Source organism: Caballeronia sp. LZ034LL (assembly GCF_031451215.1).
Classification (GTDB): Bacteria; Pseudomonadota; Gammaproteobacteria; order Burkholderiales; family Burkholderiaceae; genus Caballeronia.
In genome coordinates this window covers 31442-45966 of record NZ_JARUXR010000005.1, presented here as the reverse complement: position 1 = coordinate 45966, position 14525 = coordinate 31442, and the positions used below count along the sequence as shown (strand labels likewise).

15 protein-coding genes are annotated in these 14525 nt (G+C 58.3%); all 15 read left to right on the top strand.

The annotated features are described in order from the left end of the window. Positions 1–8 precede the first annotated feature (8 nt). Entirely contained in the window at positions 9–176 is a 168-nt protein-coding gene (locus QCE83_RS34285) for a hypothetical protein (RefSeq protein WP_309821260.1), read from the top strand. 130 nt (positions 177–306) lie between these two features. Beyond that, positions 307–651 (top strand): hypothetical protein, encoded by a 345-nt coding sequence (locus QCE83_RS34280; RefSeq protein ID WP_309821259.1) that lies wholly within the window; start codon positions 307–309, stop codon positions 649–651. A gap of 1 nt (position 652) precedes the next feature. Further along, entirely contained in the window at positions 653–907 is a 255-nt protein-coding gene (locus QCE83_RS34275; RefSeq protein WP_309821258.1) for a hypothetical protein, read from the top strand. A gap of 12 nt (positions 908–919) precedes the next feature. Then, positions 920–1351, top strand: coding sequence for a cell wall hydrolase (locus QCE83_RS35205; protein WP_404986198.1), 432 nt, complete (start codon positions 920–922; stop codon positions 1349–1351). Beyond that, positions 1348–1680 carry a hypothetical protein gene (locus tag QCE83_RS34270; protein ID WP_309821257.1) on the top strand — a complete coding sequence of 111 codons (333 nt, stop codon included), beginning with the start codon at positions 1348–1350 and terminating at the stop codon, positions 1678–1680. The genes QCE83_RS35205 and QCE83_RS34270 overlap by 4 nt, the downstream gene beginning before the upstream one ends. 230 nt (positions 1681–1910) lie before the next feature. Continuing rightward, positions 1911–2255, top strand: coding sequence for a hypothetical protein (locus QCE83_RS34265; RefSeq protein ID WP_309821256.1), 345 nt, complete (start codon positions 1911–1913; stop codon positions 2253–2255). A 90-nt stretch (positions 2256–2345) separates the two neighbouring features. Continuing rightward, positions 2346–4583: a hypothetical protein gene (locus QCE83_RS34260; RefSeq protein WP_309821255.1), complete on the top strand. Its 2238-nt coding sequence runs from the start codon at positions 2346–2348 to the stop codon at positions 4581–4583. 72 nt (positions 4584–4655) lie between these two features. Beyond that, positions 4656–5015 carry a hypothetical protein gene (locus tag QCE83_RS34255; RefSeq protein ID WP_309821254.1) on the top strand — a complete coding sequence of 120 codons (360 nt, stop codon included), beginning with the start codon at positions 4656–4658 and terminating at the stop codon, positions 5013–5015. A gap of 3 nt (positions 5016–5018) precedes the next feature. Further along, positions 5019–6296 (top strand): hypothetical protein, encoded by a 1278-nt coding sequence (locus QCE83_RS34250; RefSeq protein ID WP_309821253.1) that lies wholly within the window; start codon positions 5019–5021, stop codon positions 6294–6296. 81 nt (positions 6297–6377) lie between these two features. After that, on the top strand, positions 6378–7541 hold the full coding sequence (locus QCE83_RS34245) for a N4-gp56 family major capsid protein (RefSeq protein WP_309821252.1): 1164 nt from the start codon (positions 6378–6380) through the stop codon (positions 7539–7541). 65 nt (positions 7542–7606) lie between these two features. After that, positions 7607–8224: a hypothetical protein gene (locus QCE83_RS34240; RefSeq protein WP_309821251.1), complete on the top strand. Its 618-nt coding sequence runs from the start codon at positions 7607–7609 to the stop codon at positions 8222–8224. A gap of 74 nt (positions 8225–8298) precedes the next feature. After that, the gene (locus QCE83_RS34235) at positions 8299–9201 is read left to right on the top strand and encodes a hypothetical protein (protein ID WP_309821250.1); all 903 of its coding nucleotides are present in this window, start codon (positions 8299–8301) and stop codon (positions 9199–9201) included. A 1-nt stretch (position 9202) separates the two neighbouring features. Beyond that, positions 9203–11695 (top strand): hypothetical protein, encoded by a 2493-nt coding sequence (locus tag QCE83_RS34230; protein ID WP_309821249.1) that lies wholly within the window; start codon positions 9203–9205, stop codon positions 11693–11695. 13 nt (positions 11696–11708) lie between these two features. Further along, complete coding sequence (locus tag QCE83_RS34225; protein WP_309821248.1) at positions 11709–12167, top strand: hypothetical protein; 459 nt, start codon at positions 11709–11711, stop codon at positions 12165–12167. A 10-nt stretch (positions 12168–12177) separates the two neighbouring features. Beyond that, positions 12178–14463 (top strand): glucosaminidase domain-containing protein, encoded by a 2286-nt coding sequence (locus QCE83_RS34220; RefSeq protein WP_309821247.1) that lies wholly within the window; start codon positions 12178–12180, stop codon positions 14461–14463. Positions 14464–14525: the final 62 nt, after the last annotated feature.

Genomic DNA, 14525 nt, shown 5'->3' with positions numbered 1-14525 from the left:
ACATGCTCATGAACGTTGATGGACCTTGGGAATACATCTCCTTCGCTGACTGGCTGAAGAACGGCAACAAGTTCCTGCCCCATACCTCTCGAGTTTTCTACGAGCAGGACCGGGCGCAGATCGAGCCATACCTTCCTGACCAGGATGCAACAGAGCCAGGAAATACTGACCAGTAACTAGAGGCAGGTGAGTAATTCCCGTATCATCTGAGAAGTTTATGCAACCCAGTGACGGGGGTATTTCTCAGTCACCACGGGCGGACTCTCCCACAAGGAGGTCCGCCCTTTTTCGTTTACGGGCCGTGAAATGCCAGACACAGATATCAAGATTCAACTCGCTGTTCTCGTCACCGAGATGGGCCACATCAAGAATGAGTTGATCGAAGCCAAACTCGCACGCAAGGACCAGTACGAGAAGATGGAAGAGCAGACAGTGACGCTCTCCAAGCTCGATGGCCGGATGGAGAAAGTCGAGAACTCACTCGCTGACCAGTCGCCCACGATTCAAGAGTTCGTGACGATCAAGCACAAGGTGGAAGGCGCAGGCACCGCCGGCCGCTGGGTGTGGGCTGCTCTCACCGGACTGCTGGGATTGGTCGCTACGATCGCTGCGGCGAAAGCCGGTTGGCTCTCCATCTTCACGGGGAAGTGACATGGCGCTGATCAACATTCCCCTGGTTCCGGATGCGAAGGATTGGTGGAAGTGGTACTGCACCCACGCACTGGCATTGGCCGGTGGCATCCCGGCCGCATTTGCCTCAATGCCGCAAACCTGGCAGGACCACTGTCACTGGATGCTCTGGGGACTGGCGCCGTTCGTTGCCATCTCCGGTGTCATTGGTCGGGTGATCGACCAGCCGAAGCTGGACAAATCTTCCGCTGAGGAGTCCTCAACGCAGCAACAATAGGAGGAAAGCATTGTGTCTGTTACAAACCCAACATATACTGATGGGGATTTGGATGTGGTAGCCAGGACTCTCTGGGGGGAAGCCCGAGGAGAGAGCAAGACAGGGAAGATAGCGGTCGCTTGGGTAATCAAAAACCGAGTTCTTTCCCCAAAGACATGGTGGGGGAAGGATTACGCAAGCGTCTGCCGGGCCAAGTTCCAGTTCAGTTGCTGGAACCCGAATGACCCGAACTACCCTTTCCTTTCTGGTTCCCGAGGAATTCCCGAGTCCGAGTACCAGGAGTGTGAGGATGCGGCGCTCCTGGTTCTCGCCAATTTCCAGCCTGACATCACGATGGGTGCGACGCACTACTACGCAAAGAGCATCGCTGCTCCTGCGTGGACCAAGGGCGCTACCCGCACGGTTCAGATCGGAAGCCACATCTTCTACAAGGACGTGCCATGAGCTGGTCATTGCTGGCCACAGTCTTCTCGGCACTCAACGGTGCATACAACTTCATCACCAGTCTGTTCGGGAAGAAGAAGGATGCAACCGTGGGTCTGGAAGACGCCAACACTCGAGCTGTGGCCATCGAGAACAAGATCAACCAGGTAGCGGCTCAGACCTCGCGTGAGAGTCAGGCCAACATCGATGAGGGAGTGTCGAATGCGCAGACTGTTGCGGATGACCGTCATGCTCAGCTTGCCGCTGCTGGCAACAGCCTGCGCGCACGAGGACAAGTCCTCGATGCAACGCGAGATCGCGCAGACTCGTCAGCTGGTTCCGAACGTTAATTGCGGCGAGAACGCACCCTATGGTCACAATCCAGCGTATCCGAAACTTCCTGATGACGAGCGTGATCTCGTTCAAGTCAGCGCCTACGCCAGTGCCTGGCAAGACTGGGCAGTTGACGCAGACAAGTCTCTTGCTCAAGAGCAAGCCAAGCGTCGAGCTGTCGCTGCCTGTCTCTCAACCCTCCGAGCCCAAGGGCTCATCAACTGAACCAACGAAAAGGAATCAAGCAATGCTGACCCTCACTCAAATCGCCTCGGCCGTGGTGCAAGGCGCAGTCGCTGTCGAATCCGCCATCACCGCTGTCGGTGTGGTCGTGTCGGACGTGAAGAAGATCGTATCCTACATCCCGGATCTGATGCAGACGTTCGAGAACGCCTATGCCCAGATCGGCGATTCGGCCAACGGTGCGGGCAAGCTCGCCGGCGTGCTGGCAGCGCTCGAAGCCGTGGCGGTCAAGATCGGTGTCACCTGGACGGCCAACGTCAAGGCGCTGATCGCGGACATCATCGCCCAGGCGAAGGCTGCATACAACGCGGTGACCTCGATGGGCACGTCTTCGAACGCTGCCGCCTAACCGTTCAAGTTTTGCGAAGGAACCAAGGAAGCAAGTCTCCAAGTTCGGGGCTTGCTTCCTTGGTCTTTTGCGGCACAGGGAAATTTGCCAATGAAGATCGACAGCCCCGATCAGGTCTTGCCTCCGCCGCAAGTGCCTGCGCAGAAACTCACCAGTTGGAAGAACGAGCCCACCCTCGAGACACTGAAGGGTGACCTCGAAGCGGCCAAGCCGTCCCATGATGCACAGGTCACCCGGATCAATCACTGGGTGGCGCTCATGGACGTGAAGGGCAAGGCCGCACCGCCCAAGGTCAAGGGTCGCTCCTCCGTCCAGCCTAAGCTCATTCGCCGGCAAGCTGAATGGCGATACTCGGCACTGTCCGAGCCTTTCCTTGGCTCAGACAAGCTGTTCAAAGTGGAGCCGGTGAGCTGGGAAGATCAGAAGGGCGCCGAGCAAAACGAGCTCGTACTCAACTGGCAGTTCCGTACCAAGGTCAACCGCATCAAGTTCATCGACGACTACGTGCGCTGCACGGTCGATGAAGGCACATCTGTCATGCGTCTGGGCTGGAAGCGTGTCTCGAAGAAAGTGAAGCAGCAGGTGCCGGAGTTCGCGCACTTCGAGATCGAGACACAAGAGCAGCTGATGGCGCTGCAGCAAGCCCTTTCCTTGGCTCAATCGGATCCGAAGACCTACTCGGAAACGGTCCCGCCTGAGATGCAGTCCGCTGTCTCCCACTACCAGGAGACAGGTCAGGCGACGTATGCTAAGCAGAGCGGGGTACGCACTGTCGACACCGACTCGCTGCTGGAGAACCGGCCGACTGTCGAAGTCATCGACATCCGCAACTTCTATCTCGATCCGAGCTGCAACGGCGACACCGACAAGGCACTGTTTGCCGTGGTCTCCTTTGAGACCAACAAGGCCGAGCTGCTCAAGGAACCCCAGCGCTATAAGAACCTCGATCTGGTGAACTGGGAAGGTGCATCGAGCGTCCAGGATCCGGACCATGCCACCCAGACGCCGCAGGACTTCCAGTTCAAGGATGCCGTGCGCAAGAAGGTGGTGGCCTACGAATACTGGGGTTTCTACGATGTGAATGACGATGGTGTGCTTGTGCCGTTTGTCGCCACCTGGATTGCCAACACCATCGTCCGGATGGAAGCCAATCCGTTCCCGGACCAGAAGATCCCCTTCGTCGTCGTGCCTTATCTGCCGATCAAGCGTGCTGCCTACGGGGAGCCGGATGCCGAGATGCTGGAGGACAACCAGAAGATTCTGGGTGCAGTAGTCCGCGGCATGATCGATGTCATGGGCCGCTCGGCCAACGGTCAGCAGGGCTTTGCCAAGGGCATGCTCGATCCGATGAATCGCCGGAAGTACGAGAACGGGCAGGACTACGAGTTCAATCCGAACATGCCGATTGCCAGCGGGCTGATCGAGCACAAGTTCCCAGAGTTGCCGGTGTCGGCGCTCAACATGGTTCAGTACATGAACCAGGACGCGGAAGCACTCACCGGGGTGAAGTCCTTCTCAGGTGGGGTGTCCGGTCAGGCATACGGCGATGTGGCGGCCGGCATCAAAGGTGCACTGGACGCTGCTGCCAAGCGGGAGATGGCCATTCTCCGGCGCCTGGCCAACGGCATGACGCAGATCGGCACCAAGGTCGTGTCGATGAACCAGGCATTCATGTCTGACAAGGAAGTGGTGCGTGTCACCAATGAGCAGTTCGTGAGCGTCAACCGCGACGACTTGATCGGCAACTTCGATCTGAAGGTGGACATCTCCACCGCTGAAGTCGACAACCAGCAGTCTCAGGATCTGGCGTTCATGCTCCAGACCCTCGGACCCAAGGGTGATCCGGCGATGGTGTACATGATCCTGGCAAAAATCGCCCGTCTCAAGCGCATGCCTGACCTGGCTCACCAGCTGGAGAACTACAAGCCGCAGCCCGATCCATTCCAGCAGAAGATGCAGGCGCTCGAACTTCAGGCCAAACAATCCGAGATCGACAAGAACGAGGCTCAGGCCGAACTCTTCCGGGCTCAGGCTGCAATGGCAGGTGCCACTACCGACAAGACCAACCTGGACTATGTCGAGCAGGAAACCGGCACCAAGCATGCTCGAGAGATGGAGAAGCAGGCAGGACAAGCTGAGGGTAATCAGCAACTCGAAGTCACCAAGGCACTGCTTGCCAAGCGGAAGCTGGCCAATGGGTCGGAGTCGAAGCCCGACATCCCGGCTGCTGTGGGGTACAACGCACTGTCGAAAGCCCAGTCTGGTGCTGGACAACAACCGGTTGCAAACCCTACAATCCCACAGGGTAACTTGGGGGTACCGGCATAAGCCGATCCCCTTACGGGCTGGCCTTCGTGGCCAGCAAACCGATCATAACTTTATAGTCAAGGATGACCATCCATGCACGCAGTATCCCAACTCCAGCAACTCGAAGCGGGACTGGAATCGGCCAAAGCACAGGTCGAGCTTCGGAATCAAATCGCCAAACTCATGGACAACCGTGAGTTCCGCAAGGTGATCCGAGAAGCCTTTTGTGAGAAGGAATGTGCGCGTTACGCGCAAGAGTCGGCTGACCCGGCTCTTCCGGATCGTCAACGTGCCGATGCCCTGGCCATGGCTCAAGCGGCCGGTCACCTCAAGCGCTGGCTCGCCGTGCAAATGGTCATGGGCGACAACGCAGTCGGCCAGATCCCCGACTACGAGCAAATGATCGAACACGTTCGTGCTGGTGGCGACGTGGAAGAACTGGGAGGCGAATAAGCCATGCCGGACATCGCAGCGGAGAAGGTCAATCCGCTGGCGATGTCGGATGAGGACTTCCTGAATCAGCCTTTGCCGGGTGCAGAGGCAATTCAAGAAGTTCCCACCGACACTCCCAGCGAAGTCGTCGAGACGCCGACCGAAGTTGAAACCGAGGTCAAGACAGATCCGGCCGAGTCGACTGAAGTCGAAACGAAGTCGGATGTTGCTTCCACGCAAGACACCCCTAGTAAACCGGGGTCGAATGGTGGTAATGTTCCCACCAATTCAGAAGTCAATCAGGACAGCAAGAAGGACGAGGCAACTGCAAGCACTCCTGAAGCTAAGCCGGCAGGCGAAGCCAAGGATGCCCAGGGCAAGGATCAGGCGGGCACGCCTGAAGCCAAACCGGCCACCCAGAGCGCTGCTGTTGACTACGAAGCGTTTTACAAGCAGGTGATGGCGCCGTTCAAGGCAAACGGCAAGATGATCGAACTTCGGGATGTCAACGAAGCGATTTCGCTGATGCAGATGGGCGCCAACTACACCCGCAAAATGCAGGACATTCAGCCGCATCGAAAGACGCTGCTGATGCTGGAGCAGAACCAGCTGCTGGACCCGGCTCAGTTGTCGTTCCTGATTGACCTCAAGAACGGTGACGAGAAGGCAATCCACAAGCTGCTGAAGGACAAGGGGATCGATCCCATGTCCATCGATACCAGCGAAGATTCAACCTACCTTGGTGGGAATCACCAAGTCAGTGATGAAGAGGCACGGTTTCACGCCGCCCTGCAGGAGTTGAACTCCGATGTGGAAGGCAAAACCACGCTTCAGACCATCAACTCGACGTGGGACAAATCCAGTAAGGAAGAGCTCTGGAAGGATCCGAGCATCATGCAGTCGATTCACACGCAGCGCGGTAACGGTATCTACGACCGTATCGTGACCGAAGTGACTCGGCAACAGACGCTTGGGCACCTTCCTGCCGATCTGAAGTTTATCGACGCCTATCGGGTTGTCGGCGAACGGATGCAGGCGGCGGGCGCTTTCGCGGATCTGGTCACACCCACATCGTCGAAAGATCCTTCCCCTGGTTCAGCTGCGGTTACCACGCCTTCCGCCCCCGTAGAGAAGGCACCCGTAGCGACTCGTGTCGTCACACCTAAGCCGGCCGTCTCGAACTCAGATCAGGCAAGTGCAGCTGCTGCAACGCGGAGCACTCCCCGAGAGAACAAGCAAGTCGTCAATCCGCTCGCCATGAGCGATGAGGACTTCTTGAAGCTTGATCAATTTCGAGTTTGAGGACACTGAACCATGCCTTTGAATTACAACGCCCCCGCTGAGGGCTCGAAGTCCAGCATCGATTCGGCATCGTCGGATCAGATGAACACCTTCTTTTGGCTGAAGAAGGCGATCATCACCTCGCGCAAAGAGCAGTACTTCATGCCGCTCGCCTCGGTCACCAACATGCCGAAGAACTACGGCAAGAAGATCAAGGTGTACGAGTATGTGCCGCTGCTCGATGACCGCAATATCAATGACCAGGGCATCGACGCCACGGGCGCTACGATCACCAACGGCAACCTGTACGGTTCGTCCAAAGACATCGGCACGATCACGTCGAAGCTCCCGGTGCTGACCGAAAACGGTGGCCGTGTGAACCGAGTCGGCTTCACCCGTCTGGAGCGTGAAGGCTCGATTCACAAGTTCGGCTTCTTCACCGAGTTCACGCAAGAGTCGCTCGACTTCGACTCGGACTCGGAGCTGATGAGCCATCTGTCGACGGAGCTGATGAACGGCGCCGTGCAGCTGACCGAAGCCGTGCTGCAGAAGGATCTGCTGGCAGCTCCCGGTGTCGTCCTGTACGCAGGTGCTGCAACGTCGGACGCTGAAGTGACCGCCGAAGTGACGCCGGCCGCAGGCGGCACGCCGGAGATTCCGGCCTCGATCGTGTCGTACAAGAACCTGATGCGTCTGGATCAGATCCTGACCGACAACCGCTCGCCGACGAAGGTCACGATCATCACGGGTTCGCGTCTGGTAGACACGAAGGTGATCGGCTCGACGCGTGTCATGTACGTGGGCTCGGAGCTCGCTCCGGCACTCATGGCCATGACCGATCTGTTCGGCAACAAGGCGTTCGTCGAAATCCAGCACTATGCGGATGCCGGCAACATCATGAACGGCGAGATCGGTGCGATCGGCAAGTGGCGCTTCATCCAGGTGCCGGAAATGCTGCACTGGGCAGGCGCTGGCAAGGCAGTCGACGAGAACCCCGGCTATCGCAGCTCGATGGTCGGTGGCACGGAGCACTACGACATCTTCCCGATGCTCACCATCGGTGACGATTCGTTCACGACCATCGGCTTCCAGACGGACGGCAAGACGGTCAAGTTCTCGGTGCTCACGAAGATGCCGGGTGCGGAAACCGCCGACAAGACGGATCCGTATGGCGAAACGGGCTTCAGCTCGATCAAGTGGTACTACGGCATTCTGATCAAGCGTCCGGAACGTCTGGCCCTGATCAAGACCGTCGCACCGGTCTAACCTGAGCCAAGGGAAAGGGGCTTCGATTGAGGCTCCTTTCCTCTGGTTCCTACTCTGGAATCATCATGACTGACCTCCTGCAAGATCCGGCTGACTCGCAGCCCACCGAACTCCAGCTGCTGAAGGACCGCGCAAAACTGATGGGCATTCCCTTCAGCAACAACATCTCGATCGAGACGCTCAAAGCGAAGATCGACGAAAAGATGTCCGGCAAGCAAGAGCCGGAAGTCCAAGCTGCACAGGCCAATCCGCTCGCTGGTGAAATGGCAAGTGAAGACGGCAAGCCGGTCAAGCGCAAGACGCTGCGCCAGCATCTCTACGACGAGAACATGAAGCTCGTCCGGGTTCGCATCCAGTGTCTGGACCCCAAGAAAGCCAACCTGCCGGGCGAAGTCCTGACGGTGGCCAACGAGTACATCGGCAACGTGAAGAAGTTCATCCCCTACGGTGAAGCCACCGATGGCGGATATCACATCCCGATGATCCTCTACAAGACGCTCGAGGCTCGACGCTTCCTGAACATCCGCACGGTCCGAGACAAGCGCACGGGTGCGACACGTCCGGTCACGAGCTGGAACAAGGAGTTCGCCATCGAGGTGCTCCCGCCGCTCACGGCTAAGGAACTGCACCAACTGGCCACGGCCCAGATCGCTGCAGGCTCGGTTGACGTGCACGCCGAATAAGGCTCAGCGTCTTCTGCCACAGAGGCCCGCTCAGTGATTGGGCGGGCTTTTTGTTTTGAACCAGGAAAAACACCATGAGCTACGGTATCGAAACCGATGCGCTGCAGCTGTACCAGGCACTGTCCGCGGACTCCGATGTGGAGATCCCGGATCTGGATCTGTCCGGCCCCGAGTACCAGATCCCCGGTGGGACGGACTCGGATGCCTACAAGCCGGTCACCCGTCTGACCAATGAAGACCTGACTTCAGGCGCCATTGATGGTGCGGGCACCTTCGATGTGATGATGCAGGGCATGAAGGCCCAGCTGCGTGAAGAGTTCGATAAGGGACGCATTACCGGTGCTGAGTACACGAAGGCATACATCTCACTCACCCAATCGACGATGCAGTTTGCCGTGCAGTATCTGCTCGGTCGGGATCAGGCTTACTGGCAGTCGGTGACCGCTCAGGCTCAGGCCATCACGGCACGTATCGCCAATGAGACAGCCAAGCTGCAGGCAGCAACGGTCAAGCTCGAAGCCGAAAACGCCAAGGCCACCGTCGCACTGACCAAGGCGAAGATCGCCACGGAAGATGTGAACTACGGTCAGGGCAAGTACCAGATCGACAATATCCTGCCGGTGCAACTGGCCACGGCTAACGCTCAGCTCACCAACCTCGGTGCGCAGCTGCTGGTTATCCAGAAGCAGCAGTTCCTGTATGCGGAGCAGGGTGAAGCGGCTCGTGCGCAGACGCTTGATGTGCGCTCGGACTTCGCTGCGGTGGCCGGCTCGGTCGGCAAGCAGAAGGATCTGTATGCACAGCAGATCACCAGCTACCAACGGGATGCGGAGATCAAGTTCGTGAAGATGCTGGGGGATTCCTGGATCACGCAAAAGACCGTTGATGACGGACTGACTGCGCCGAACTCGTTCACCAATGCGAACATCGACACGGCCTACTCCAAGGTGCAGTACAACCTGCAGCTGAGCGCCTGATATGGGTTTCTTCGGATCCTCGTCCACAACCATCGTCTCCAGCGTGGTGTACAACCTCGCTGGGGATGTGTCCAAGCGTCCTGATTTCCTGCGCTCGACGATCGCGGGCAATGTCATCGGCGACACCAACAATTCGCTGGGAGAGTCGCTCAACCAGGCGTATCTGAATGGACCGGGGATCCGCTTCAGGAACTTTCCCGGTTGGGCAGAGCGCAGTGGTTACAACGATCTGATCGGACTGGTGACAGGCACCATCCAATCGGGTGACACCATCATCACGGATCAGCTGATTGCGCAGATCCCGCGGGACGGTGCGAACTCGGTCCAGCTGCAGGCGTCGTCGATCTCCTATGCGGACTTCACCTACTGGGCTGAGCAGTATGTGGCGAACAACCACCAGGAGCTGTTCTACACGGCCTGGACGGCTGACATCGACAAGACGACGAATCTCATCACCATCACCTACGAGAACGGGGTGAAAGAGTCGTTCACGCCGGCCAACTTCGATCCGGCTGTGCGTTACCTGTATGCCCGCTACAACCAGACACTGCCGGCTGAGAATGGCCCGGTGGTGACCGGTCCCACCGTTTCCCTTGGCTCAACGGACTCATTTCCGAGCACGGTCGGCTGGACCGTGGTGAGCAACTCGGGTGGCCATGGCGTCTACAGCAAGACCGAGTACAAGGGTGTCTCGCCAGACAACCCGACCCGTACCTATTCGGTCAGGTCCACCATGTATCAGGATACGGTGGGCACGTCCCGCTCGTACCGGATCGATACGCAGAACATCACCCTGCAGGTGGTGGCCCCGCTGCAGATCTTCATCTACAAGTTCGACACGGGCAACTCCGTACTCGATGCGATGTTCGGCCGGCCCACCAACATGGGCACGTTCTACCCGTTCATCCCGATGCGGATCGATGACAAGTTCGTCTCCCCCACCAACCTGGCTGACGTGTATCCGCTGGCGAAGAAGGCGTTCAAGAAAGCCATGAACGGTGACTTCGACGACATCATCGACAAGATCGCCGATAACGAATCGCTGGGTGACATCGATTACGCCTATGCGGTCTATGGTGTGGCCCTGAACGTGCAGGACAATGCAGCGAAGAAGTACATCTACCAGTTCTTCAAGCTCCTGTTGGACTCAGATCTGACCAACCCTGCTGCTTATGCGCAGTGGGAAAGCGACATGCAGGCGGCATCCGACTCGGTGCTGGCTTACTGGAACTGGTATCAGGCACAGGGTGCAGGCGGCAACACCGGCGACACACCGGTCATGAAGGAGTATCCGCAGGCACCGAACTACAGCGTGCGGGTGACTAGTCAGAACCGGCCGGTGATGGACTACGACATGTCGGTTATCTGGTCCGGTATTGAGGAGACCGTAGGCTCTGGACTTCGTCCTGGAGCTAAGAAGGGAGATCTCTGGTTCGAGGTCAACCCGAGCTCGACCTACCCGGTGTACTCCATTACCTATGGTTCAGGTGATAACAACAACGGTCCGGAGCTGCACACTGAGACGATCGTCATGGAGCACGTCACGCTCTACTGGCAGGAGACGACCACCAGCTGGCGCTCTCTGGATCTGTATGGTTTGAAGCACCAGAACATGATCTACGGTGGAAAGTCCGTGGACATCTCCTCTGTCGAAGCACTGCAGGATGCCGATGAATCCGGGTTTATCATCCCGCTGCACGAGGACATCTACGCCTCGATGTCGCTGATCGATGCCACCCAGATGAGCACGGCATGCTGCTTCCTGGTCTTCAACTGTTACCAGATCGTCAAGAAGAAGTGGTATCAGACCGGGCTCTTCTCGGTGGTCATGGTGGTCATCATCATTGCCATCACCTATGTGAGCTTGGGTTCCGGCACTGGGCCGGCCGCATCTTTCTATGCCGGTATCGGCACTGCACTGGGATTCACCGGTGTGGCGGCTGTTATCGCCGGCCTGGCGCTAACCATGATCGCCTCAATGATCCTGCTGAAGATTGTGGGCATGGTGGCCACGGCCGCATTCGGTGACAAGGTGGGTGCGATCGTCACTGCCGTGGCGGCAGTGGTCATGATCGTCTACGGCTCCGGGCTTCAGAATGGAGGTGGATTCGCTGAGGGGCTGGCCCAGCTCACCTCACCGCAGAATCTGCTGGCACTGACCAATGCCATCGGCAATGGTGTTGTCCAGTATGAACAAGGGGAAATCAATGACATCGCCAAGCAGACGCAGACGATGCTTGATCAGTACAATACCGAGACGAAAGCAGTCGCCGATCAATACCTGTCCACCTTCGGTGCAGGGATGGGCACGATCAATCCCCTGGATCTGACTGATTCGAGCGCTTCCTCCCGAGGCGCATTTGTCTCGGAACCACCTTCGGTCTTCCTGAACAGAACACTGATGACGGGTAGCGATGTCGCTGAGTTGAACTCCGCTCTGATCTCGCAATTCACCGCATTGACTCTGGATCTCGACCAAAACCTTGCTACGTAAGGAACCAGAGAAAATGGCCTACGATCTCAACTTCGGGGCGGGCAGCAATGTCACGCCCTACAACTTCACCGTGCCGACTGGTCTGGGTGTCGCCGATACCGGTGGCTACAGCTCACTCAATGGCTTCGGCATGAGCTCGCCCACGCTCGGCGCCAACGCTTCGGATCTCACGCCGGCCACCTCGACTCAGTCGGGTCTGTTTGGGGTCCAGGGTCTGGGCGCCAACATCCCCACGTTTCAGCTGGGACTCGGTGCGCTCGGCACCGGCTTCAATCTCTACTCGGGATTGAAGGCACTGGGTCTGGCCAAGGACACCTTCGACTTCCAGAAGCAGCTAGCACAGAAGAACCTGGCCAACCAGACGGCGAGCTACAACACGGCACTCACGGATCGGGCCACGGCTCGTGCTGTGACCGAAGGCCAGAGTGCGGCTGACCGGGATGCCTACATCGCCGCCAACAAGCTGAGCTAAGGAGCCCACCATGGCTGTTTTGACCTGGCGCAATGTCGATGCGCCACAAGGCGGTAACGCCGGAATTGCCGGTCTGGCAACAGCAGCTGGCCTGCTTACGAATGGCTCCAACGGATTGTCGGATGCCATCGGTAAGTTCGGCCAGGCCCAGACGGATCTCGCTAACAATGCCGCGGTGCAGGCGGCTTCCCGCTACCAGTCCGCCAGTGACTTGAGCAGCGCACTGAGTAATGGTTCGTTGCTCTCCGGGCTTCAAGGTCTCGGTGTCGACCCGTCCCGTGTGGATGCCAAGACGATCGAGGCATTGCAGAAAGGTGTGGGAGATCGCGTCAACAATGATCTGCACACGGCCCAGACGACTGCTGCAGTGCAGAAGGGGCTGTATGACACGGCTCGTGCACAGAAGTCAGGTTTCGATCTGGGTGTGGCTCAGCAGAACCAGGCTGGACTGGACGGCATCCGTGCGATGCAGAACCGGATCAACTACCTGCGTGGTGTGGGGCAGAATGATCTCGCTGATCAGCTCTCCACTTCCCCTGACTACCAGGCAATGCGTGCTTCGGTAGATCCGAAGACGCTGGCCGAACTGGATCAGGCAGGACTGACGGCCGGCAAGAGCTCGCTCGACATTCGGGATGGGAACTTCAAGTTCAACACCTCGGTCGAGGATCGACAAAACTTGCAGACGGCCAATGCAGCAACGGCCAACTTCCTGCAAGGTGCGCCGACTGATGACCAGGGCATGTCCGACCGGATCACGGCAGCGAAGCTTCCCCCGGCAGTTGACGCCATGGTGCGGGACAACCTGAACAAGCGTGGCTGGAAGGTTTCTCCCGGTCCCCTTGGCTCAGGTGCTGTCATGGGTGGTGGTGCAGTTCCTGCGGCTGGTGCCGGCAATGCCAGTGCAGCGATGGATGCCTTCGTGTCCCAGTATGCTCCGGTGGCCGATCAGGTCTCGAAGAAGACCGGGATCGATGCCAATACGCTTCTCGGTCAGTGGGGTCTGGAGACTGGCTGGGGCAAGTCGGTCATTCCCGGCACCAACAACCTGGGCAATATCAAATCCACCACGGCTGATGGTGTGGCGGCTCGAGACAACCAGACGGGCTCGGTCGACAAGTACCAGCAGTTCGCCACGCCCGAAGACTTCGGCAATGCGTATGCGGATCTGCTGAATCGTCGCTACAAGGGTGCGATTGGTACCGGCTTCGACACGGATGCAACGGCCAAGGGTCTGGTGGCAGGTGGTTACGCTACTGACCCGCAGTACGCCTCGAAGCTGATTGCCGCAGCGTCGATGGTCAACCGTTCCCGGCAGGGTGCACCGGCTCCGGCTGGATCACTGGATGCAGGTGAGCAAGATGTGACGGCGGCAGGCGGCAATCAGTCGGCATCTGATGCATTGGCGAAGGTGGCAACGCAAGGTCTTCCTTCCTTGGCTCAGGTCCGTCAGGACGCGAACCAGGTGGAGAAGGACAACATCGGTCTGTCGGTCGGGCAGCAAGGCCGCACCTCGCAGGACATCGCCGCAGCGCAGATCAATCCGGCTGTGTGGGCAACGGCTGGCCGGGATCAGGAAACGAGCAACCTCGCTGTCGCTCGTCGTCTGATTGCACCGCCTTCCAAGGAGAATCTGCAGGGCGGAGCACTGGCCGGCGAGAATCTGGATGACGTGCTCAAGGCCATCGAGCGGATCAAGAACTCGACGGCCGGCCGTCTGAAAGACAAGGACGGCAACGATGTCACGCCCACTGCTGCGCAGGCCGGCATTCTCCTGGAGCATGGCAGCAATCTGTGGAAGTCGGCATCTGTACCGGGCAAGATCTTGCCGAACTCGGTGCTGCCTGGCCCTCACCTGAAGAGCGGTGGATCCTTCGATTCGGACGCTGCTGACAGCCTTCTGGCCACGATCAACGGCAGCGGGATGGAAGATGCTGCAACGAAAGTGACGGGCAATGCTCAGGCTCAAGCTGCGGTGGACAGTGCCACCAAAGCTTTTACCGATGTGCAGAAGGAAGTTGCCACCATGAATGCGGCGGTCGAAGCCGGTCGAGCACCTGACGCAAAGGATCAGATGCGAGTGGCCGAGAAGTATTACCGGCTCCAGCAACGCCTTCGTGATGCTCAGCAACGTCTGAGTGGTGAGAACTTCCAGAAGCGTGGGCAGGATGTGGCCAACGCACAGAACGCTCAGGCAGCGTCGAACAAGCGGGAATCTGCGGTCCGCGTCCAGCAAGCCATGGACGACATTCTGGACCCCACGAAGAACCCGCTGCTCTACACGCCCGGCATCTAAATCAGGAAGCCCCACTTCAAAAGAGTGGGGCTTCTTGCTACAGTCTTACCTCAAACTTACCT